We start from the raw sequence: 22,297 nt of genomic DNA on the forward strand, positions 1-22,297 counted from the left end.
CGTCAGTCCTCCACGCGCACGTCGAAGGACTCAATGACGGTGTTGGCCAGCAGCTCGGAGGCGACCTGACGGATCTCGTCGAGACGATCCTCCAGCCCCTCACCGGTGATTTCGAAACGCTTGCCCTGACGCACCGTCAGGCCGTCATGGCCGAGCCGGGCGAGCACCGACGTGATGGCCTTGCCCTGGGGATCGAGAATCTCGGGCTTGGACATGACCTCCACCACTACACGTGACATGCCACCAATCTTATCGGCACTACGGGGATCCGGCTCGTCGGGGACATCGACTGCGCCAGGAACACTGGCATCGGAAGCAACGACGGGAATCGACATCGCACCCTGGACAGGCCCCACACCACCTTCCGGTGGAAGCACGGAATCAGACGACTGCTCAGCATTCGAGACGGCGACGGTATCGTCCTGGGCCATCTGCCCGCCGGTCAGACGCGCCCACGCCTCCTCATAGCGACGGCTGGTGGCCTCGACGACCTCCTCGGGCAGAGCCGGGGGCTCCTCATCGCTGGACCGATCCCATCCCGACTCCTTGGTGAGCCAGTCACGCACGTACTGCTTGTCGAAAGAGTCGGCACCCTTACCGGGCTGCCAGGTCTCCGCGTCCCAAAACCGCGAGGAGTCAGGGGTGAGAACCTCGTCAGCGAGGACGATGGTGCCATCGGCGCGACGGCCGAATTCGAACTTGGTGTCGGCGAGGATGATGCCGCGCTCACGGGCGATCTCCTCGGCTCGCTGGTAGATCCGCAGCGAGAGGTCGTGCAGTTGGGCGGCGACCTCAGGACCAACGAGTTTCACCAGGTGCAGGTAGTCGATGTTCTCGTCATGCTCACCCTGGGGAGCCTTGGCCGCCGGGGTGAAGATGGGCTCCTCGAGCCGGGAACCATCTTGCAGCCCCTCAGGCAGTCGGATTCCACACACCGCGCGATTGCGCTGATATTCGGCCCAGCCGGAACCCGTCAGGTAACCACGCACCACGCATTCAACGGGGAACATCTCCAGTTCCTCGACGATCATGGCTCGTCCGGCGACCTCAGTGGGAACATCCAGACTGACGAGATGGTTGTCGACGATGTCGGCCAGTTGGTCGAACCACCACAACGACACGTTCGTCAGGATGGCTCCCTTCCCGGGAACCCCCGGGGTCAGAACGTGGTCGTAGGCGCTGATCCGGTCAGTGGCAACCATGAGGAGGCGGCCCGGCTGATCGGGGAGGCGATAGAGGCGACGGACCTTGCCCTCAGCCAGCAACGGGAGTTCGAGGTGCGGAGTGACCATGGGGGCATCATGCCACGGTTGTGGGCCCTGACGACACAGAGAGAGCCCTGATTCGTCTCCAACATAGACATTGACTATGGAGAGCCTTTCAGTGATAGCGTTGAACTATCACTTCGTCGACCAGAGAGGACTCATCATGAGTCTCATCAACACCAAGATCGTCCCCTTCAAGTCCAACGCTTTTCGCAATGGGGACTTCATTGAGGTCTCCGACGCCGACATCAATGGCAAGTGGGCCATCTTCTTCTTCTACCCCGGTGACTTCACCTTCGTCTGCCCGACCGAGCTGGGTGACCTCGCCGACCACTACGAGGAGCTGCAGGCGATGGACGTCGAGGTGTTCTCGGTGTCCACCGACTCGCACTTCGTCCACAAGGCCTGGCACTCCGACTCCGACACCGTCGGCAAGGTCAACTACACGATGATCGGCGACCCGAACCTCCAGCTGACCCGCAACTTCGACGTCGAGCGCGAGGGAGCCGGGCAGGCAGACCGCGCCACCTTCCTCGTCGATCCCGACGGCGTCATCCAGTTCTACGAACTGACCGCTGAGGGCATCGGCCGCAACGCCACCGAGCTGGTCCGCAAGGTCAAGGCCGCCCAGTACGTCTACACCCACCCAGGCGAGGTCTGCCCCGCCAAGTGGGAAGAGGGAGCTGACACCCTCGCCCCGTCGATCGACCTCGTCGGCAAGATCTGAGCTCCGACCCGAGCACCTGCCGCAGGGGCGATCGTCCCTGCGACGGATCCCCGGGCCGGCACGTCCATATCCCCCTACTTCCCCACCCAGGAGAATCATGCTTGACAACGCCCTGACCACCCAGCTCAAGACCTACCTCGAGATGGTGCGTGAGCCCATCGTCCTGGTGCCCTCCCCCTACCGGGGAGACGACGCTACCAAGGCATCGAAGTCGGCCCAGATGGACGAGTTGCTCGCCGAGATCGCTGCCCTCTCGGACAAGGTGAGCGTCGGTGACTCCGTCGACAACGAGCGGACCCCGTCTTTCGCCATCACCTCTCCAAGCTCCCAGAGCGACATCCGCTTCGCCGGTCTGCCGATGGGCCACGAGTTCACCTCCTTGGTGCTGGCCCTGCTCCAGGTCGGTGGCCACCCGGTCAAAGAGGAGCAGTCCCTCATCGACGCGGTGCGGGCAGTCAAGGGGGAGCACCACTTCGTCACCTACATGTCGCTGACCTGCCAAAACTGCCCGACGGTGGTTCAGGCCCTCAACGCGATGGCCGTCCTCAACCCGAACATCCATCACACCGCCGTCGAGGGTGGCACCCACACCGACGAGGTGGAGGCCAAGGGCATCGCCTCGGTGCCGGCCATCTACCTGGATGGCGAGGACTGGGGCTCGGGCCGCATGGACATGGCCGAGATCCTCGAACGTCTCGATGCCAACGCCGCTCAGGGAGCCAAGGAGAACCTGTCCGAGCGCGACCCGTACGATGTGCTCGTCGTTGGCGCTGGCCCTGCTGGTGCCGCAGCTGCCGTCTACGCCGCCCGCAAGGGTATTCGCACGGCGATGGTGGGGTCTCAAGTCGGCGGCCAGGTACTCGACACCGAGGCCATCGACAACCTCATCTCTGTGCCTCACACCACTGGTCCGAAGCTGGCCGACGCCCTTCGGGCCCACGTCAATGACTACGACATCGACGTCATCGAGCGTCAGACCGCCAGCACCCTGGAGACTGCCGACGGCATGACGACGGTGCGTCTGACTGACGGCGACCTGCGTGCCCGCTCGGTCGTCATCGCGACTGGTGCCCGCTGGCGCAACCTCGGCGTTCCCGGTGAGGAGGAGTACCGCACCAAGGGTGTCACCTACTGCCCACACTGCGACGGCCCCCTGTTCAAGGGCAAGAAGGTCGCCGTCATCGGTGGTGGAAACTCCGGAATCGAGGCGGCGATCGACCTGGCCGGCGTCGTCGACCACGTCACCGTCGTCGAGTTCCTCGACGTTCTCAAGGCCGACGACGTGCTGCTGCGCACCCTCAAGTCGCTGCCGAACGTCGACGTCATCACATCGGCCCGCACCACTCAGATTCTGGGCGACGGCTCCAAGGTGACGGGACTGGAGTACGAGGACCGCACCAGCGGCGAGGTCAAGACCATCGAACTGGCTGGCGTCTTCGTCCAGATCGGCCTGCTGCCCAACACCGAGTGGCTGGAAGGCGCCGTGGAGCGCACTGGCCGTGGCGAGGTCGTCATCGACGAGCGCGGTGGCACCTCGGTGCCCGGCGTCTTCGCTGCCGGTGACTGCACCACCCAGCCCTACAAGCAGATCATCATCTCGATGGGTGCTGGCGCGACGGCAGCTCTCGGGGCCTTCGACCACCTCATTCGTCAGAACCCCGCGCAGAACTGAGTCCGCGTGAACCTTCGTGATCTGAGATACCTCGTCGCCCTGGCCGAAGAACACCACTTCGGCCGGGCGGCGGCGTCGTGCGGCGTCAGCCAACCGACCTTGTCGACCCAGATCCACCGGCTCGAGAATGAGCTCGGTGTGTCGCTGGCCGTCAGGGCGGGACGACGCATCGAGATCACCCCAGTGGGTGAGCGTATCGCCCAGACCGCCCGGGAAATGCTGGTGTTGGCTGACGACATCCGGACCCTGGCCCTGGAGGAGTCCGAGCGGACGACCCGCCAGCTCAAGGTCGGGGTCTTCCCCACCCTGGGGCCGTTCCTGCTGCCACGCGTCATCGCTCGGTTCGACCAGTACGAACCGGGGGTCAACATCCATGTGGTGGAGAAACGCACTGCCAGACTGCTGGAGGCCGTCAATCAGGGGGATCTCGACGTCGCCGTGGTGGCTGCCCCGGTCGAGGACGAGACCCTGACGGCAATCCCGGTCTTCCGGGAGGAGTTCCTGCTGGTGACGGGGGTTGACGACGAGCTGGCCCACGAAAAGGGGCCGATTGACCCCCACGACGTCTCGACCGATGGGCTCATCCTGATGTCCGAGGGACACTGTTTGCGTGACCAGGTGCTCGAGGTGTGCAGCCCATCTGGCCCGATGCCACCGAATGCCTTGTCGGCAGGATCCCTCGCGACCATCCGCGAGCTAGTGTCAGTGGGGGCAGGACGAACGTTAATGCCACGCAGCGCGGTGTCGGCACCCAAGCCGAAGGACCCCCGCATCGTCGTCCGGGAGTTCACTCAACCCCGACCTCACCGAGACATCGTGGCGTGTGGCAGGCCTGCAGCCATGACACGTCCATCAGTCCTGACCTTGATCAGCATCCTTCGGAATCTCCCCGGCGACATCGTCGAGCCGCTGGGCGTCGATGGGGCGACGCTCTGCTCCCATGGTCTGGGGAACTGAGAGGTCGAACCCAACCGCACTCCCCCACTGCCACTCGTCAACTGCGCCCGATCTTATGGCATAGGTGAGGCCATGACTGGCGCAGATATGAAAGGGAGGGCCGGCTCAACGAGCCGGCCCTCCCGCAATATTCAGATCACCGCGTCACAGCACCAGACCAGGCAGGTAGCTGGCAGCCTCCGGGTACTCCCGGACGATGTCCTCGACCTTGGCGCACAGCGCCTCTACCTGGTCCTGAGCCCCACCAGTGAGATCCAGCGGCGATGAGACCAGACCGCGCAACTGCTCCTTGGTCAACGGGATCCGCGGGTCGGCAGCCAGACGGGCGAAGAGATCGTTCTCGGTCCTGCCGGTCTCACGCATCTCCAAGGCGACGGCCACGGCGTGCTCCTTGATGGCCTCGTGAGCGTCCTCGCGACCGACGCCAGCGCGGACGCAAGCCATCAGGATCTTCGTCGTCGTCAGGAAGGGCAGGTAACGCTCCAGCTCGGCCTCGATGACGGCCGGGAAGGCGCCGAAGTCACCGAGGATCGTCAGGAAGGTCTCGAAGGCCCCGTCAATGGCGTAGAAGGAATCCGACAGAGCGACGCGACGCACCACGGAGCAGGAGACATCGCCCTCGTTCCACTGCACACCGGCCAGACCGGTAACCATGGTGAGGTACCCGCGCAGGACGACGAGGAAACCGTTGACGCGCTCGCAGGAGCGGGCATTCATCTTGTGCGGCATCGCCGAGGACCCAACCTGGCCAGGCTTGAACCCCTCGGTGACGAGCTCGTTGCCGGCCATCAGGCGGATTGACGTCGCCAGGTTCGACGGCCCCGACAACACCTGCACCAGCGTCGAGATGACCTCGAAGTCCAGGGATCTCGGGTAGATCTGGCCGGTCGAGGTCAGCACCTGGTTGAAGCCGAGGTGATCGGCGACCCGATGCTCGAGATCGTCGAGCTTGGAGTCATCCCCACCGAGCAGGTCGAGCATGTCCTGGGAAGTTCCCATCGGCCCCTTGATTCCGCGAGCCGGATACCGCTCGATGAGCTCGTTAACGTGCTCCCACGCCACCAACATCTCGTCGATGGTGGTCGCGAACCTCTTGCCCAAGGTCGTCACCTGGGCGGCAACGTTGTGTGACCGACCAGCGATCGGCTGATCCGAGTACTGGGCAGCCAGTCGGGACAGCTGGTTCAGGGTGGCGACCATCTTGTCGCGCACCAGCTTCAGCGACTCCAGCACCTGCATCTGCTCAATGTTCTCGGTGAGGTCGCGGCTCGTCATGCCCTTGTGGATGTGCTCATGGCCGGCCAGGGCGTTGAACTCCTCGATCCGAGCCTTGACGTCGTGTCGCGTGACGGCCTCACGCTCGGCGATCGAGTCCAGATCGACGTTGTCGAGAACAGCCTGGTAGTCGGCCAACACCTGCTCGGGATCGTCGCCCCCGAAGCTGACGCCGAGGTCCGCCTGGGCCTCGAGGACGGCCAGCCATAGCCTGCGCTCGGCACGGATCTTGTTCTCCGGCGTCCAGATGGAGCGCATCGCCGAAGAGGCGTAACGGGTGGCAAGGATGTTGGGAACGCTCATGAATTCTCCCCGTCGGTCGGGTTACTGGGATTGTTCTCGGATTGGGGCGCGAGTTCATCGGCCATCTCATCGACGGCCTCGAGCTCAGCTGCGTGAAGGGCAATGTCAGTGCGGTGGAACCCGCCACTCACCTCGAGCTGGTCAACCCTGCTGTAGGCATCGGTACGGGCCCCGGCAAGGGTCTCACCATGGCCAAGCACCACGAGGACGCGGCCACCGCTGGTGACCAGCCCATCCCCCTCGATACGAGTTCCGGCGTGCAGGACGTCCTCGTCATCGACCGGAGCGACAACTCGGCGTCCCTTCACCGGAGATGCAGGATACCCCTCGCTCGCCATGACGACGCCGACGGCAGCTCCGCGGCGGAACCGCAGGCCATCTGTTCCGGACACGTCTCCGCGGGCGGCGGCCTGCATGATCTGTGCCAACGGGGACTCCACCATGCTGAGCAGTGGCTCGGTTTCCGGGTCGCCGAAGCGAACGTTGAACTCGACGACCTTCGGACCGTCAGAGGTTAAGGCCAGGCCCACGTACAGCAGACCGATGAACGGGGTGCCGCGATCTCGCATGGCTGACAGTGTCGGGGAGATCACCGTGTTCGACACTGTCTCGACAAGGTTGTCAGGCGCCCATGGCAACGGCGTGTACGCGCCCATTCCGCCGGTGTTGGGGCCGACCCCGCCATCACCGACCCGCTTGAAGTCCTGGGCCGGCTGCATGGGGAGAGCACGCTCGCCGTCACAGATCGCGAAAAGGCTCACCTCGGGGCCGTCGAGGTACTCCTCGATGACCACCTGGTGGTCAGAATTGAGGCACTGCTCGGCATGGGCCAGGGCCTCGTCACGGTCCTCGGTGACGACAACTCCCTTGCCACCTGCGAGCCCGTCATCCTTGACGACGTGGGGAGCCCCTAATTCGTCGAGGGCTGCCCCCACCGAATCGAGGTCACCGCAGGATCGAGATGCGGCGGTGGGAACACCGGCAGAAGCCATGACCTCCTTGGCGAAGGCCTTCGAGCCTTCCAGCCGAGCAGCCTCGGCACTCGGACCGAAACAATCGATCCCTGCGTCGCGCAGGGCGTCTGCCACCCCCGCGACCAGCGGGGCCTCCGGGCCGACGACGACAAGGTCGGCCGCAACCTCGCGGGCAAGGGCGACGACGGCGTCCTTGTCGCACGGGTCGATGGGATGGTTCGTGGCGAGGGATGCCGTTCCGGGATTACCGGGGGCGACATGGACGGCAGCAACCTGTGGGTCTCGGTGGCATGCCAGAGCGAGGGCATGCTCGCGACCACCAGATCCGAGGACGAGAACAGTCATGCTGGACACGACCTCAAGAGTAGAGGGTGGTTCCGACCGTTTCCCGATCGGCCTTGTTCCTCCCCGGCACCGGAGTGGAACACCGCATCGTCAGCTCTCAGTCGATGAGGTCGTTGAGCATGATGGACTGGTCACGACCGGCACCAACACCGATACCGGAGATCCGCGTACCGACGAGCTCCTCGAGACGACGCACGTAGGCCTGGCAGTTGCGCGGCAGATCCTCGAAGGAACGGGCCTTCGAGATGTCCTCGCTCCAGCCATCCATGAACTCGTAGACCGGCTTTGCGTGATGCAGGTCGGACTGGGTGACGGGCATGACGTCGGTGCGCTCGCCCTCGACCTCGTAGGCCACACAGACCGGGATGCGATCCCAGCCGGACAGCACGTCAAGCTTGGTGAGGAACAGGTCCGTCACCGAGTTGATCATGACAGCCTGCTGCACCAGCGGGGCGTCGAACCAACCACAGCGACGCGGACGCTTCGTCGTCACGCCGTATTCGCCACCCTCACTGCGCAGGCGCTCGCCGTCCTCGTCAAACAGCTCGGTCGGGAACGGCCCCTCACCAACGCGGGTGGTGTAGGCCTTGGCGATGCCGACGATGCGATCGATGCGCGTCGGCCCGACTCCTGAACCGGTGCAGGCGCCTGCAGCGATGGGGTTGGACGAGGTGACGTACGGGTAGGTGCCGAAGTCGACGTCGAGATGGTGGGCCTGGGCTCCCTCGAAAAGCACGACTTTGCCCTCGTCGAGACCCTTGTTGAGCACGCGCGCGACGTCAACGACATAAGGACGGATGCGCTCGGCATGAGCCAGCAGCCCGTCCGCAACGCGCTCCGGGTCGATGGAGCGCCGGTTGTAGATCTTCACCAAGATCTGGTTCTTCTGATCCAGGGAGGCCTCCACCTTCTGGCGCAGGATCGACTCGTCGAACAGATCCTGGACACGGATGCCCATGCGGTTGATCTTGTCGGAGTAGGCCGGCCCGATGCCACGTCCCGTGGTACCGATACGACGTTTTCCGAGGAAACGCTCGGTCACCTTGTCAAGGGTCTGGTGGTACGGGGTGATGAGGTGCGCGTTGGCGCTGATGAGCGGGTGAGGGATGTCCACACCACGGCTGCGCAGCGTGTCGATCTCATCAGCCAGCACGTCAAGGTTGAGGACGACACCGTTACCGAGGACCGCCGTGGAATTCGGGTTGAGGACACCGGACGGCAGCAGGTGCATGAAGAACTTCTCGGCACCGACGACGACGGTGTGTCCAGCGTTGTTGCCTCCCGAGTACCGCACGCAGTAGTCAACGCGCTCGGACATCTGGTCGGTGGCCTTGCCCTTGCCCTCGTCACCCCACTGGGTACCCATGACGACGATTCCAGGCATCTGCTCCTCCATTTCCTCGCACCGGTGTGCGGGTTGCCTCCGGTTGCAGGGGCACACGCCGCTCTGCAACCAGGCACACTTTACGTGGTCGCTACGACATCAACGGCGTCAGACCGGAGAGCGAAGGGGTTTCCTCCGCTCCACGTGGTCCTTCGTCATCAATACGTCACGGTCGATCAGGCGACGGTCGCACCGCCCTCACCAATGGCCCCCTCGCCGGCATCGTCGCCGTCATCCGGCAGAACCGGGATCTCCAACAGATCGAGGCTTGCCCCCTCAAGAGGCAGACGCGACGCCAGCGGGCCGAAGTGCGGATCACCACGGTGTCCATCAAAGTTGACGCGCTTGTAACCAGCGTCCTCGGCCCAGCTGATGACCGACGACATCGCCGAGGCGACGGCAGCATCGCCTTCAGGCGTGTCGGCCTGCACGGTCTCTGCCACGACCGTCGGGTTCTCGTCGACGAAGACGAAGGCGACGGCTGCCGGCTGACCGTCGATGAGAGCGACCCGGGTGGCTCCCGCGTCGAGGTCCTCGAGCTCCTGCCGCAGCGCCTCATGAGCGGCCTCGCTGTCATCAACCGGCGACCATGACTCGTGCATCCACACGTAAATCTGTTCCCAGAGCGTCTCGAGCACACCAGGGGCCAGGGTTGCGCCCGAAATGGCACCGCCCGGGCCGACACTGACCTCTGCAAGGGATTCAATAGCCCGACCGAAGTGACGACGCGGCAACTCGAATGGCGGACAGGAAGCGTAGACCTCACCGCCCAGGGAAAGGATGAAATTCTCGGCGTCCGAGCCGACAATGGCCTTGGTGGCCAGGGGCCGCTTCACCCGCTGCTGAATCTGGCGCACCAGGCGGGTGCCGATACGACGCCCACGAGAATCAGGATGGATCTCCACATCAATGAAACGACGGGTACGATGCACCACTGCGAGCCAGGAAACCGCGTACCCGACGATGCGGTCCTCGTAGAGGGCGACCCGGGCGACGACGTCGGGACGATCAATGCGATCGATCAGCGATCCTGGTTCCCCGAAGGTGATCACCTTGACGTCTTCAGGCCGCATGTCGCGGAAAACAACGTGCTCACTCATGTCGCGCTCCTGACTCTGGCGACGCCCTTGACGTCGCTGTGTCCCCATTCTTTCGCCTTTTGCGAGCCCGCGTCGACCAGGGGGGATTATCCGGCGCCAAGATCATGCAGGTCATGACATGATTAGCGGCATGTCAGACCCGAAGGATGTCGTCCACCTGGCCGATAACCTCAACCCTGCGGCGCAGCGGATGTTTGAGTGGATTCTCTCCTCGGACCTGACCCCCGGAGATCCCATTCCGATCGAGCAGGATTTGGCGACTCAGTTCGGTATGGCGCGCGGCACTGTTCGTGAGGCGGTGCGGGAATTGCGGGCGCTGGGAATCCTCGAGGTCCGACGTGGCTTGGGCACCTACCTGTCGACAGCCTCCGCGTCGACGATTCGTCCGGGGCTCGTGTATCGCGGCGTCAAGCAGGTCAGCGCCGACACCGCCGGGAACAGGGACCTCACGGGGTTGCGAGAGATGGTGGAGGTCCGCGCATTGCTGGAGTGTTCGTTGGCAGCCGAGGTGACCGGCTCCATCAGCGCAGCGACCGGTCGCGAACTGCACGCTCTGGCAGCACGGATGGACGATCCCCAGGACTCCGCGGCGGCAGATCGCCAATTCCACCGGACTCTCTACGCTGGTGTGGACAATCAGCTGGCTCGCGAGCTCATTGATGTGTTCTGGGACTCCCTCAACCTTGCCGATCTGCGACTGCCGCCAACCAACACCGTCAAGGCCACCCGTGACGCCCACGACCGCATCGCGGACTGCGTCGTCGGCAACGATCCTGAGGTCAGCCGTGACGCCATGTGGCATCACTTCGATGCCATCCGGGAGCGGCTTGGCGGGGCGACCACCCAGCGGTAACACCCACGCACCGCCTTGTCTGGCGCGTGACGAGGTGGCCTGCCTACTGGCAAGCCCCCTGTGATGGCCCACTACTTCAGAGCGTCGCGGAACCAGCCCGTGATCGAGGTCGGGTGGGTGATCGCTGTTCCCACGACGACGGAATGGGCACCCAGATCCATTGCCCGTCGCGCCTGCTGGGGGGTGTGGATGCGTCCTTCAGCAATGACCGGACGACTACCGTCGAGCCCCGTGACGAGAGTCTCAATGACCTCGTAATCAGGACCGTCCGTCTTGAGGCGTTCACCGGTGTAGCCGGACAGCGTCGTGCCGATGAGGTCGGCCCCCGCCTCGGCCGCCGCGAAACCGTCGTCAACCGATCCACAGTCAGCCATGACGACGACGTCGTACTCGTCCTTGAGACCTGCAATCGTCTGGGCCAGGCTCAGGCCGTCGGCGCGCTCCCGCCGGGTGCCGTCGAGGGCGACGATGTCGGCACCGGCAGCGGCCACGCAGCGCGCGTGACGAAGGGTCGGGGTGATGTAGATGCCCTCGTCGCCCTCCTTCCAGATGCCGACCACCGGGACGCTGACGCGCCCCTTGACTGCGGCGACGTCGGAGAGCCCTTGGGCTCGCACAGCGACCGCTCCCCCGAACTCGACAGCAGCGGCCATCTGCGCCATGGTCTCCGGGTGCCGGAGGGGTTCTCCTGGGTAGGCCTGGCACGAGACGACGAGGCCTCCCGCCATCGACGCAATGGTCCTGTCGGTGAATGCGCTCATGATCGAGTCCTCCTCGGATTGATACTTGTCCTGGCCATGATCACGCCAGCTGGCCGACTCGGCGCAGCACTTCCGCGACCCTCTCGACATTCTCACCCGTGAGGGTAGGCAGCGGCACGCACATGGTGTTGGTCTCGATCGTTCCCAACAGCTGCATGGCCGTCTTGAAGGCTCCCACACCAGCAGCCGGACCGACGACTCCCTGCGGGACGAACGCGATCTCCATGAGCTCGGTGGCCTTGTCCTGCTCGGTTCGGACCGTCTCCCAGTCGCCCTCACGATAGGCCTTGTACATATTCACGTAGTTGGTCGCGTCGACGTTCGCCAAACCCGGGACGACACCGTCGGCACCGGACATGAAAGCTCCGTCGACGACGACCTCGTGGCCGGTGAACAGGGCCAGCGGAGAACCTGCGACGCGGTTGGCCAGGGCCAGACGGCGGAAGGAGACATCGTCGGCGGAGGAGTCCTTGCATCCAGCGATGACACCTTCACGCCCAAGTTTGATCATGAGGTCGACGGGCACCTTGACGTGCACGCACACCGGGATGTCGTAGACGAACAGCGGCAGTTCGGTGGCCTCGTGCAGGGCGCGGAAGTGATTCTCGATCTCGGTCGGGCCGGTGATCGCGTAGAACGGCGCGGTGGCGACGACGGCGTCGACCCCGATCTCCTCGGCCTGACGAATGTGACGAATGACGCGCAGGGTCTCGGTGTCGATGACCCCGGCGAGCAGCGGCACCCGTCCGTCGATGATCCGTTTGGCCTCTCCCAGGACCCGTCCGCGCATCTCGTCGTCGAAGAAGGCGACCTCGGAGGTGGAGCCGAGGACGAACAGGCCGTCAACCCCCTGCTCGATGAGGCGATTGATGAGCCTCTCGTAGGAGGCGACGTCGAGGTCACCGTCGGTCGTCAGCGGGGTGACGACGGGGGGAATGACTCCGTGGAACTTCGTGGTCATGGTGGTGTCCTTCGTGGTGTTCGCAATTGTTGTGGTGAGTGTCATGCCGACGCCATGGCGTCATGGATGGAGGTGATCATGGCCAGTCGCTGCTCGACGGTGGCATCGGCAGGGGTCTGGACCTTGATGCCCTGGTAGGACTGCACCCCTCGGGCGGCGGTCATGAAGGAGTCGATGAGATCAGTAGTCAACAGGCTGGTCGGCTCGTCGTCTCGGAGAGGAAGATGCGCGTCTCCCCAGGCCGGCCCGTACTGGGTGACTTCCGGACCGGCACCGGAGACCATCACTCCACCGAGTAGGCCGGCATCGGCGAGTCGATCGACCTGGCGAGCCGGCAGATCTGGATCATGGGACTCGACAACGCTTCGCCCCCAGTTGACCGTCAGCCGCACTCCGGTACCGGAGAGCGCGGTGATCTCGTCATCCAGGCTGAGGAATTCCTTCTCCCCCGGGCCAACTCCGCCCGAAGCATCGCAGTGCTCAATGACGGGAGTGAGCTCGGCATCGGCGAAGAGGCTGGAAAGCTCCGCCAGGGAAGCCTTGAGCGCGGTTGGCTCGGCGTGGTTGCTGGGTGCCGAATGGAGCTCGACGAATCGGACAACCGGGTGGCCGACCATCTCGTGCAGGGAACGCACATCGTCGACCAAACCAGCGATCCACGTCATTGCTCGCTGACGACCCTCCTCATCGGATGAGGCGAGCCCGAAGTGAGGATCGTTGGCCAAGTGCCCCATCGTCCCGGGAATAGCCGTGACGACGCACTGGGTGAACCGGCCGCGCAGCTGGTCTGCCAGCCAGCGCGGATCGGCGTCGACGCCATCACGATACGGGATCTCGATTCCGTCGACCCAGCCGGTCTCGCCGAGCTCCCGGTAAAAATCTTCTCGATTGGTCATGGTACGCGGCATCGCAGCGTACGCGCCGACGATCGTTGGAATGCTCATGGCATGACTCCATATCAGGATGCCACGACGGCATCGGGGTTGTTGGATGCGGCGAACTCCTCGTCCACGTGATCCATCCGGTCAGCGGAACGGACATGATCAGGGCGGAACAACTTCTGCATCCGGTATGGGAAATTGATGGCAATCAGGATGATGATCACTCCGGTGAAGGCGAAGGACAGGATGAACAGCGTCCACCCCAGACCCCAGCTGGATGGCAGAGCGCCGCCGATGCCGGTCGCCGGATCACCCGCCAGCGCTATACCGAGAACCGGGGCAATGGCACCGCCGAGGGCACCCACGTTGTACGAGAAGCCCAGACCAGCGGCGCGCTTCTCAACCGGGAAGTAGTTGGAGATGAACTTCGGCAGCAACCCGGAGATGCCCTGCCCGAACATCTGCTGGACGAAGATAAAGACACCCAGCAGGACGACCCACACCGTCGAGGAGTGCACCATGTCACGGCTGACGAGGAAGACCGGCAGCACAAGGAACTCCGAGATGAGCAAAGACGTCCAGTAGGCCTTCCGGGTACCGAACTTGTCACCGATGAACCCCGCCATGATGCAGCCAGCAGCGGCGCCGAAAGAGGTTGCGGTCACGAGGTTCGACGCAGTGTCACTGCCCAGCCCCAGAGTCTGACGGTAATAGGTCGGCAGCAGGGCCTGCAGCGGCCACGAGTAGAGGAAGGCGACGAACACGGTGATCATCACTGCGACGCCGGTCGGCCACCGCGGCCCCTCGAACTGCACCATGAAGCTCACCATGACGGCTGTAACAACGATCCACAGGAGGGCCAGGACAAACCCCGGAACTCCGCTCTTGAACAGGTAGATCACGATGAGGCATCCAAAGGCGACCAGAGCCAGCACGATGTTGATGATGCTGCGCTTCAGGTTACGGGCGAAGAGCATCGTGAACATGTCCGTCTTCTCGACGACTTCACCAGCCGCAGCTCGGGCAGCCTGTTCCTCCCGCATCTTCGCGAAGTCGGCGGCCTCCGGCAGAGCACGCCGCAGCCACAGCGCCAACGCGATCGGAATGATTCCCAGTGCAAAGAGGATTCGCCAGGTGTATGGCTCCGCTGGTGTGCCCCGTGTGAGGTGTTCGATCAGGGCATACACCTGAGCCGTCACACCAGCACCGACCGAGAACCCGGAGATGAGGAATCCTGAAGCCTTGTTGCGCAGGCGGACAGGCCACGACTCAATGACATACGTGGCCGAGGATCCGTACTCGCCAGCCATGCCCATGCCGATACAGACACGGGCGACGAAGATGACCCAGAAGGCCGGGGCTATGGCACAGACGACCGATCCGCCCGCGTACAGCAGGATCGATATGACCATGGCCTCCTTGCGACCCAATCGGTCACCGATGGCTCCCAGCAGCAAACCACCGAACCACCGAGCGATGAAGGCAGCCGAAACCAATGTGGCCGTCGCTGCCGCGCCGACATTGAAGGTGCGCCCAATTTCAGTGAGGACCAGAGTGATCATGACGAAGTCGAATCCGTCCAGCAGATATCCGATCCATGCTGCCCAGAAAGACTTCCACTGCGTGCCGGTCAGCTCATCACGCCATGACTTCTTGGCCGCCGTGGCCTCGACATTGCTCATACGCCCATCTCCATTGATTGGTCGGGATAGCCCCGTGCGTTACATTGGACATCGGATGTCCTACATCAAGGATGAATGCGGCAGATCACAATGTCAATCTCATGAGCTCACCTTGACGGCGAAAGGTCACTCCTGGTGATCGTTCTCCTGATCACCGTCGGACTCGTCCTCGCCGACCTCGACGTCAACAGCGTCATCGGTGGGCACCTCGTCGCCACGCAGCGCTCGCCAGGCCTCATCGCTCGACTCGCGCAGCAAGGTGTCGGCGTCATCGGACTCGTCACCAAATCCCAGCCTCTCAGCCGCCATCGCGAGGGCATGGAGACAGCGGAACACCCCCTGGTTCGGGAGGTAGCCCCAGTCGACAGCGCCCTCGCCGTCCCAGCCCGCATCTCTCAGCTGCTCCAGGCCGAGATCACGCCCGGTACGTGCATAGGCATAGGCCGCGACATCGGCAGCATCGGTACCGCACAGCAGGGACCCCTCAGCCAGCAGAGCCCAACACAACGTCGAGGACGGATGTTCCTTGACGACCGACATGAACTCACCGCGTCCCCGCTTGGCAAGTTTGCGGATGGCCGGGTCGGGCGGCAAGTGGACGCCGTGGTCCTGTTCCTCGATCTCTGTGGTCGGATCGGTGTTCTGCTCCTCAGCCATACTCCCAAGCCTAGGGCGAAACGCGCCGAGGCGCTCGCTCGGGCCGTCTGCAAGGGCATGTGACATAAACTTGTTCCAGCCAAATGAAAGGATCACCACCATGTGCCGACCCGTCAGATGTGACGTCTGTGGTAGGACGACCTGGGCCGGATGCGGCCAACACATCGACCAGGTCAAGGCACAGGTGCCACCTTCTCAGTGGTGCGACGGCAATCACACTGCCGCCGAGAAGTCAACACACCAGCCACTGCGTCGGCGCTTCGGAATGCGGCGCTGACTCGCTCATTCGTAGCTCAACCCTGCACTGACCTACACTTCACGGTGGTGCGTTTTCGCCCGCCGAAGTCCCGCGGCCTCGTCGCGGTGTCCACATCCTCGATCTGAACCGGAGTTCTGCATGCCCGTACGCAAGGATCTGCGCAACATCGCCATCGTGGCCCACGTTGACCACGGAAAGACCACGCTGGTCGACGCGATGTTGTGGCAGTCGGGAGCCTTCCGTGAGGGCGCCGAGGTCGAGAAACGCGTCATGGACTCGATGGACCTCGAGCGCGAGAAGGGCATCACCATTCTCGCCAAGAACACCGCCGTCAAGCACGTCATGAGCGACGGCGAGGAGATCACCCTCAACATCATCGACACCCCTGGACACGCTGACTTCGGCGGCGAGGTCGAGCGTGGCCTCGAGATGGTCGACGGCGTCATCCTCCTCGTCGATGCCTCCGAGGGCCCCCTCCCCCAGACCCGCTTCGTGCTGCGCAAGGCCCTGGCCAAGAAGCTCCCACTCATCCTCGTCCTCAACAAGGTCGACCGCTCCGACGCTCGCATCGACGATGTCGTCGAGGAGACCTACGACCTCTTCATGGATCTTTCCGAGGACGATGACGCCTCCCTGCTCGACGTCCCGGTCGTCTACGCCTCAGCCAAGGCCGGACGCGCCTCCCTCAACAAGCCCGAGGACGGTGGGATGCCCGACTCCCCCGACCTGCAGCCGCTGTTCGACTGCATCCTCCAGAACATTCCTGCTCCCACCTACGAGGAGGACGGGGTGCTGCGCGCCCACGTCACCAACCTCGACGCCTCCCCCTACCTCGGTCGTCTGGCCCTGTGCCGCGTCGTCTCCGGTGAGATCTCCAAGGGGCAGACGGTGGCCTGGTGCAAGCGCGACGGCTCGGTCCAGAACGTCAAGCTGTCCGAGCTGCTCATGACCGAGGCCCTCGAGCGCGTCCCCGCAGAGAAGGCCGGCCCCGGTGACATCGTCGCCATCGCCGGCATTCCTGACATCACCATTGGTGAGACCCTCTCGGATCCTGAGAACCCCGATCCGCTGCCCCTCATCCACGTCGACGAGCCTTCGATGTCGATGACCATCGGCATCAACACCTCGCCGCTGTCCGGCCGTTCCGGTGACAAGCTCACTGCTCGTCTTCTCAAAGCTCGCCTCGACCAGGAACTCATTGGAAATGTGTCCATCAAGGTGACCGACACCGACCGTCCGGACATGTGGGAGGTCCAGGGCCGCGGCGAGCTGCAGTTGGCCGTCCTCGTCGAACAGATGCGTCGTGAAGGATTCGAGCTCACTGTCGGCAAGCCTCGGGTCGTCACGAAGACCATCGACGGCAAGCTGCACGAGCCCTTCGAGCGCGTCACCATCGATGCCCCCGAGGAATTCATGGGAGCCGTCACACAGATGATGGGCCTGCGGAAGGGCCAGATGATGCACATGGTCAATCACGGCTCCGGCTGGGTACGCATGGAGTTCGTCGTGCCGGCTCGTGGCCTCATCGGCTTCCGCACCGAGTTCCTGACCCAGACCCGGGGTCAGGGCATCATGAACCAGATCTTCGAGAACTTCCAGCCCTGGGTGGGCGAGTTGCGCACCCGCCAGAGTGGCTCGATGGTCGCCGACCGGCAGGGAGTCGTCACCTCCTACGCCCTGTTCAACCTGCAGGAGCGCGGCACGATGTTCGTCTCCCCCGGTGACGACACCTACGAGGGCATGGTCGTCGGCGAGAACTCCCGCCCCGACGACATGGATGTCAACCCCACCAAGGAAAAGCACCTCACCAACGTGCGTTCCTCCACCGGCGACGAGCTGGAGCGCCTCATCCCGGCCACCAAGCTCTCCATGGAGCAGCAGCTCGAGTTCTGCCGTGAGGATGAGTGTCTCGAAGTCACTCCGGACGTCGTCCGTATTCGCAAGACCGAGCTGAACGCCCACGAGCGGGCCAAGGCTCGCACCCGCGCGAAGAACAGTTGACGAGCACCTGGCCACATGTCAATGGCGCCACGGTTCCTGCTGACTCGGATGCTGCGGCGCCATCCCAGGGCGAAGATCCTGCCACAACTGCACCGGAGCTCACAGGAACCAAGTCGGAGTCATTGCAGAAATGGCGTACCATCTTGTCGTCCACATCCCCGGAAGGTGTTTGATCCATGCACTCCGCTCGCGCTGCCGGCCTGGCAGCCACTCTGGCCATGTCCTTGCCCGTCGGGATCGTCGGTACTGCCAATGCGGAGCCCTCGACCCCGCCAACCGCCACGGATTCCCCTTCGCGGCCTGCGTCCACCGTCAACGCTCCTGAGGCTCCCGCTGCCCCAGCGACGACCCCCGCCGTTGTGGAGGGTTCCTCCGCCCCGGAGACCGCCCCCGCGACAACTGAGCCGGATACTCCGAGCCTTCCGGCCACCCCCAAGGTTTCCACCGAGTCGATTCCCTCGGCGAAGAACTCCGCGGCCACGAATCCGACCAAGATCGAGGAAACCGCCTGGATCTACGTCGCCACCGATCTGCGTACCGGAGCCGGCACGCAGTTCCGTTCCATGGGCAGGATCTCGGCGACCACCCGGGTCGTCATCCATGGCGAGGAGCGCAACGGCTGGGCCCCAATCCGCCACGGCGACACCAATGCCTGGATCCCCACCAGCGCTCTCACCACCGACCAGCCGCGAGCCCTGTGGACCTACATCTCCGCGGACCTGCGCACCGGCGCATCGTCCAGCTTCCGCTCCATGGGACGGACACGGGCTGCAAAGAAGATCGTCATCCGTGGCCCCGAGCGCAACGGCTGGGCCCCAGTTCTCTACGAGGGCAGCCAGGCATGGGTTCCCACCAACACCATGACGACGACCTACCCGCAGACCATGTGGGTGTACCTCTCCTCCGACCTTCGCACCGGTGCCTCCAGCTCCTTCCGCTCCATGGGACGCACGGCTTCCACCCATGCCCTCATCCGTCGTGGTCCGAACTACAACGGCTGGGCCCCGGTGCTGTACAGGAACACTCAGGGTTGGGTTCCTGCCAACACGGTGACGACCTGGCACCCCCAGACTCAATGGATCTACGTCGAGACCGAGCTGCGTACTGGCGCGTCAAACTCCTTCCGCTCCATGGGACGCACCCATGCCACGACCGTCATGGTCCGCCGTGGGCCGAACCACCATGGCTGGGCCCCAGTCTTCTACAAGGGTAAGCAGGGCTGGCTGCCAGGCAACACCGTCACCTCCACCCGTCCGCAAACCTTCTGGGTGAAGAGGGACCAGACGATGCGAACCGGTGCGTCGAACTCCTTCCGCTCGATGGGCACCGCCTACCAGGGCACCCGCGTCGTCCGTCGCGGTCCGAACCACAACGGCTGGATGCCGGTCGTCTTCAACTCCATGCAGAGCTGGATCCCGGTCTCTGCGGTGTCTTCCAAACCCGTCTCGGCACCGGTGAGTCTCCCGATCAACAACTCGGGTGCTCGTCTTGACCGCCGCTGCATGACGGGAACCGTCATCTGCGCCTCGAAGAACCAGCGCAAGCTGTGGATGGTGCAGAACGGGCGCATCCTCATCACCCTTGACGCTCGCTTCGGACGCGCCAGCGAGCCCACTGCCGAGGGCGTCAACACCGTGTACTGGAAAGACAAGAACCACGTCTCGAGCATTTACGGATCTCCGATGCCGTACTCGATGTTCTTCCACGGTGGTCAGGCGATCCACTACTCGTCGGACTTCTCCCGTCGTGGATGGAATGGTGCCTCGCATGGTTGCATCAACATCCGCAACATGTCCGGCCTGAAGTGGCTGTGGGATCACACCCCGACCGGACGCAAGATCATCGTCTTCAAGTGATTTGAGACACGGCGGCCTGCCTCCACCTGGAGGCAGGCCGTTATCGTGTCCTCGGCCAATGACAACCACGAGCACATGGCGGCCACGGAAACATGACAGTGGCGCCGCACCTGAAGGTGCGGCGCCACTGTGGTCTGTGTACCGGCGGTCAGCCCAGAGCCACCAGGCCCTGACCACCCTGGACGGCGTCACCGACAGCCACCAGGATGCCCTTGACGGTCCCATCCGCCGGGGCATTGATCTCGGTCTCCATCTTCATGGCCTCGAGGGTCAGGAGCACCTGACCAGCCTTGACGGCATCACCCTCGGCCACGAGGATCTTGGCAACGGTGCCAGCCAACGGAGCGGGAATCTCACCCTCTCCAGCCTTGCCGGCGCCGCCACCGGACGCCTTCATCGGGCCACCGGAGCCGCCTCCGAAGAGGATCGGCGCCATCGGCGTATTAGGGGTCTTGTCAACGTCAACGTCAACGTCGTAAGCGACGCCATTGACGGTCACCTTGAGCTTCATGTCAGTTTCTCCAGGTCAACGAATCGAATGGTTCTGCTGAGCCCTGCGTCCCTGACGGACCCAGGTCTCACTCGGGGCGAAACGGACGGCCTGAACCTTTCCGTCGTTGCCCAGGTAAGCCGAAACGGCGGCGCAGATGACGGCGAGCACGTCCTCAGGAACGTCCTTGCTCGTCTTCTTGAGCCGGGAAACCTCGGCCTCCAGCGCTGCGAGTCGCTTGTTCAGCGTCTCGATGACGAGTTCATTGTTCTCACTCATCTTGTCCTCCCATCAGCCTTCTTCACTCAGCACGGCATGACGCCGTGCTTCTTGGCCGGACGGGACTGGCGCTTGGTGGCGTAGGTCTCCAGTGCGGCGGTGATCTTGCGACGAGTGTCGGCGGGATCGATCACGTCATCAACCTGCCCACGAGCAGCAGCCACATAAGGCGTGTTGAAGGCGTTGCGGTACTCCTCGATCTTGGCAGCGCGAGTGGCTGCGGGATCCTCAGATTCCTTGATCTGGCGACGGAAGATGACGTTGGCGGCGCCATCGGCACCCATCACCGCGATCTCCGCACTCGGCCAGGCGTAGACGGCGTCGGCACCCAGGTCACGGTTGCACATGGCCAGGTAGGAACCGCCGTATGCCTTGCGCAGCACCACGGTGATCTTCGGGACGGTGGCCTCGGAGTAGGCGTACAGCATCTTCGCGCCATGGCGAATGATGCCGCCGTACTCCTGCTGGACACCAGGCAGGAAACCAGGAACGTCAACCAACTGCACCAACGGAATGTTGAAGGAGTCGCAGAAGGTGATGAACTCGGCAGCCTTGTCGGAGGCATTGATGTCGAGGCAGCCCGACATGACCTTCGGCTGGTTGGCCACGATGCCGACGGTACGACCGTTGACACGAGCAAAGGCGGTGACGATGTTGGTCGCCCAGCCAGCCTTCACCTCGAGATAATCGCCCCAGTCGACGATCTTGGCGATGACGTCGCGGACGTCGTAGCCCTTCTTGCCATCCAACGGAACGATCTCGCGCAGCTCGGGCTGCGGGGAGACGTCGCTGTTGGGATTGGAGATCTGGGCGTCCTCGGTATTGTTCTGCGGCAGGAAGCTCAGCAGCTTCTGCGCGATGAGCACCGCGGCGTCGTCGTCCTCGGCCACGAAGTGGATGTTGCCCGAGGTGGACATGTGCGCGTCGGCACCACCCAGGTCGTCAGCGGTGACCTCCTCGCCGGTGACCGACTTGATGACTCCGGGGCCCGTGATGAACATGTGGGCCTTCTTCGTCATGATGATGAAGTCGGTCAGAGCCGGGGAGTAGGAGGCGCCGCCGGCGCAGGGGCCGGCGATGATGGCGATCTGCGGCACGACGCCCGACAGCTTGACGTTCGCGTAGAACATCTTGCCGTAGCCGGACAGCGAGTCAATGCCCTCCTGGATTCGGGCGCCGCCCGAGTCGTAGAAGAACAGGAACGGGGTGCCGGTCAGCAGGGACTGCTCCATCGTCTCGACGACCTTGGTCGACTGGGTCTCACCAGCGGAACCACCCATGACGGTGAAGTCCTGGGAGGCGACGTGCACCGGGCGACCGTGAATGGTCGCGCGACCGGTGACGACACCGTCGGCGGGAACCTCGGCCTTGTCCATGCCGAAGAGGGTGGTGCGGTGCTTGCGGAACGCACCCACCTCGTCGAAGGAGTAGGCGTCGACGAGGTTGTCGATGCGCTCGCGGGCAGTTTGCTTGCCCTTATCACGCTGCTTCTCGAGTCGAGCCTCGCCGCCTCCGAGCTCCACATTGTGGCGCTCGTCGGCAAGCTGCTCGATTCGGCCGGCCATGGTGTCGGCCAGCTTGATTGGTTTCTTCTCAGCCATGGTTGGCGATCATC

Annotated in this window: 19 protein-coding genes and 1 pseudogene; 7 read left to right on the top strand and 13 right to left on the bottom strand. The window is 63.8% G+C overall.

What is annotated here, in order from left to right:
• Positions 1-2 precede the first annotated feature (2 nt).
• Positions 3-1,292 (bottom strand): phosphoribosylaminoimidazolesuccinocarboxamide synthase, encoded by a 1,290-nt coding sequence (locus ACP8ML_RS10515; protein WP_117189410.1) that lies wholly within the window; start codon positions 1,290-1,292, stop codon positions 3-5.
• Positions 1,293-1,428: 136 nt separating this feature from the next.
• On the opposite strand from ACP8ML_RS10515, the gene ahpC reads away from it, so the two are divergent.
• From ahpC to ACP8ML_RS10530, 3 genes are all read left to right on the top strand, one after another.
• Positions 1,429-1,992: an alkyl hydroperoxide reductase subunit C gene (gene ahpC / locus ACP8ML_RS10520; protein WP_021107927.1), complete on the top strand. Its 564-nt coding sequence runs from the start codon at positions 1,429-1,431 to the stop codon at positions 1,990-1,992.
• Between the two features lie 97 nt (positions 1,993-2,089).
• Complete coding sequence (gene ahpF / locus ACP8ML_RS10525; RefSeq protein WP_117189411.1) at positions 2,090-3,664, top strand: alkyl hydroperoxide reductase subunit F; 1,575 nt, start codon at positions 2,090-2,092, stop codon at positions 3,662-3,664.
• Positions 3,665-3,670: 6 nt separating this feature from the next.
• Positions 3,671-4,621 carry a LysR substrate-binding domain-containing protein gene (locus ACP8ML_RS10530; protein WP_117189412.1) on the top strand — a complete coding sequence of 317 codons (951 nt, stop codon included), beginning with the start codon at positions 3,671-3,673 and terminating at the stop codon, positions 4,619-4,621.
• A gap of 144 nt (positions 4,622-4,765) precedes the next feature.
• On the opposite strand, the gene purB is transcribed toward ACP8ML_RS10530, so the two are convergent.
• The 4 genes from purB to ACP8ML_RS10550 form a co-directional block, all read right to left on the bottom strand.
• Positions 4,766-6,199, bottom strand: coding sequence for an adenylosuccinate lyase (purB, locus tag ACP8ML_RS10535; protein ID WP_016666190.1), 1,434 nt, complete (start codon positions 6,197-6,199; stop codon positions 4,766-4,768).
• The gene (gene purD, locus ACP8ML_RS10540) at positions 6,196-7,518 is read right to left on the bottom strand and encodes a phosphoribosylamine--glycine ligase (RefSeq protein ID WP_117189413.1); all 1,323 of its coding nucleotides are present in this window, start codon (positions 7,516-7,518) and stop codon (positions 6,196-6,198) included. Before purD ends, purB begins: the two co-directional genes overlap by 4 nt.
• 97 nt (positions 7,519-7,615) lie before the next feature.
• Complete coding sequence (locus ACP8ML_RS10545) at positions 7,616-8,914, bottom strand: adenylosuccinate synthase (RefSeq protein ID WP_117189414.1); 1,299 nt, start codon at positions 8,912-8,914, stop codon at positions 7,616-7,618.
• Between the two features lie 164 nt (positions 8,915-9,078).
• Positions 9,079-10,050, bottom strand: a complete 972-nt coding sequence (locus ACP8ML_RS10550; RefSeq protein WP_171048624.1) for a GNAT family N-acetyltransferase — start codon at positions 10,048-10,050, stop codon at positions 9,079-9,081.
• A gap of 70 nt (positions 10,051-10,120) precedes the next feature.
• Here ACP8ML_RS10550 and ACP8ML_RS10555 point away from each other — a divergent pair, with 70 nt between their 5' ends.
• Positions 10,121-10,855: a FadR/GntR family transcriptional regulator gene (locus ACP8ML_RS10555; RefSeq protein ID WP_117189415.1), complete on the top strand. Its 735-nt coding sequence runs from the start codon at positions 10,121-10,123 to the stop codon at positions 10,853-10,855.
• Positions 10,856-10,926: 71 nt separating this feature from the next.
• On the opposite strand, the gene ACP8ML_RS10560 is transcribed toward ACP8ML_RS10555, so the two are convergent.
• From ACP8ML_RS10560 to ACP8ML_RS10580, 5 genes are all read right to left on the bottom strand, one after another.
• On the bottom strand, positions 10,927-11,616 hold the full coding sequence (locus tag ACP8ML_RS10560) for an N-acetylmannosamine-6-phosphate 2-epimerase (protein WP_117189416.1): 690 nt from the start codon (positions 11,614-11,616) through the stop codon (positions 10,927-10,929).
• A 40-nt stretch (positions 11,617-11,656) separates the two neighbouring features.
• Positions 11,657-12,622 (bottom strand): dihydrodipicolinate synthase family protein, encoded by a 966-nt coding sequence (locus tag ACP8ML_RS10565; RefSeq protein ID WP_117189417.1) that lies wholly within the window; start codon positions 12,620-12,622, stop codon positions 11,657-11,659.
• On the bottom strand, positions 12,619-13,521 hold the full coding sequence (locus ACP8ML_RS10570; protein WP_117189418.1) for a DUF4862 family protein: 903 nt from the start codon (positions 13,519-13,521) through the stop codon (positions 12,619-12,621). The genes ACP8ML_RS10565 and ACP8ML_RS10570 overlap by 4 nt, the downstream gene beginning before the upstream one ends.
• Positions 13,522-13,535: 14 nt before the next feature.
• Positions 13,536-15,140 carry an MFS transporter gene (locus ACP8ML_RS10575; RefSeq protein WP_117189419.1) on the bottom strand — a complete coding sequence of 535 codons (1,605 nt, stop codon included), beginning with the start codon at positions 15,138-15,140 and terminating at the stop codon, positions 13,536-13,538.
• Positions 15,141-15,266: 126 nt separating this feature from the next.
• On the bottom strand, positions 15,267-15,797 hold the full coding sequence (locus tag ACP8ML_RS10580; protein WP_117189420.1) for a DUF3151 family protein: 531 nt from the start codon (positions 15,795-15,797) through the stop codon (positions 15,267-15,269).
• Positions 15,798-16,194: 397 nt separating this feature from the next.
• Between ACP8ML_RS10580 and typA the strand changes: the two genes are divergently transcribed.
• The 3 genes and pseudogenes from typA to ACP8ML_RS10595 all read left to right on the top strand — a co-directional run bounded on the left by typA (position 16,195) and on the right by ACP8ML_RS10595 (position 19,913).
• Positions 16,195-18,057, top strand: coding sequence for a translational GTPase TypA (gene typA, locus ACP8ML_RS10585; protein ID WP_117189421.1), 1,863 nt, complete (start codon positions 16,195-16,197; stop codon positions 18,055-18,057).
• A 563-nt stretch (positions 18,058-18,620) separates the two neighbouring features.
• A pseudogene (locus tag ACP8ML_RS10590) lies at positions 18,621-18,671 on the top strand (hypothetical protein); the annotation flags it as partial.
• 888 nt (positions 18,672-19,559) lie between these two features.
• Positions 19,560-19,913 (top strand): L,D-transpeptidase, encoded by a 354-nt coding sequence (locus ACP8ML_RS10595; RefSeq protein ID WP_065673561.1) that lies wholly within the window; start codon positions 19,560-19,562, stop codon positions 19,911-19,913.
• A 148-nt stretch (positions 19,914-20,061) separates the two neighbouring features.
• Here ACP8ML_RS10595 and ACP8ML_RS10600 read toward each other — a convergent pair whose 3' ends face one another.
• Genes ACP8ML_RS10600 through ACP8ML_RS10610 form a run of 3 tightly spaced genes read right to left on the bottom strand, consistent with a single transcriptional unit; the run spans position 20,062 to position 22,283 of the window.
• Positions 20,062-20,424: a biotin/lipoyl-containing protein gene (locus tag ACP8ML_RS10600; RefSeq protein WP_063279339.1), complete on the bottom strand. Its 363-nt coding sequence runs from the start codon at positions 20,422-20,424 to the stop codon at positions 20,062-20,064.
• Between the two features lie 15 nt (positions 20,425-20,439).
• Positions 20,440-20,682 carry a hypothetical protein gene (locus ACP8ML_RS10605; RefSeq protein ID WP_004809241.1) on the bottom strand — a complete coding sequence of 81 codons (243 nt, stop codon included), beginning with the start codon at positions 20,680-20,682 and terminating at the stop codon, positions 20,440-20,442.
• Positions 20,683-20,708: 26 nt separating this feature from the next.
• Entirely contained in the window at positions 20,709-22,283 is a 1,575-nt protein-coding gene (locus tag ACP8ML_RS10610; RefSeq protein ID WP_117189422.1) for an acyl-CoA carboxylase subunit beta, read from the bottom strand.
• Positions 22,284-22,297: the final 14 nt, after the last annotated feature.

It is taken from the genome of Cutibacterium sp. LaCa_255, assembly GCF_057458005.1.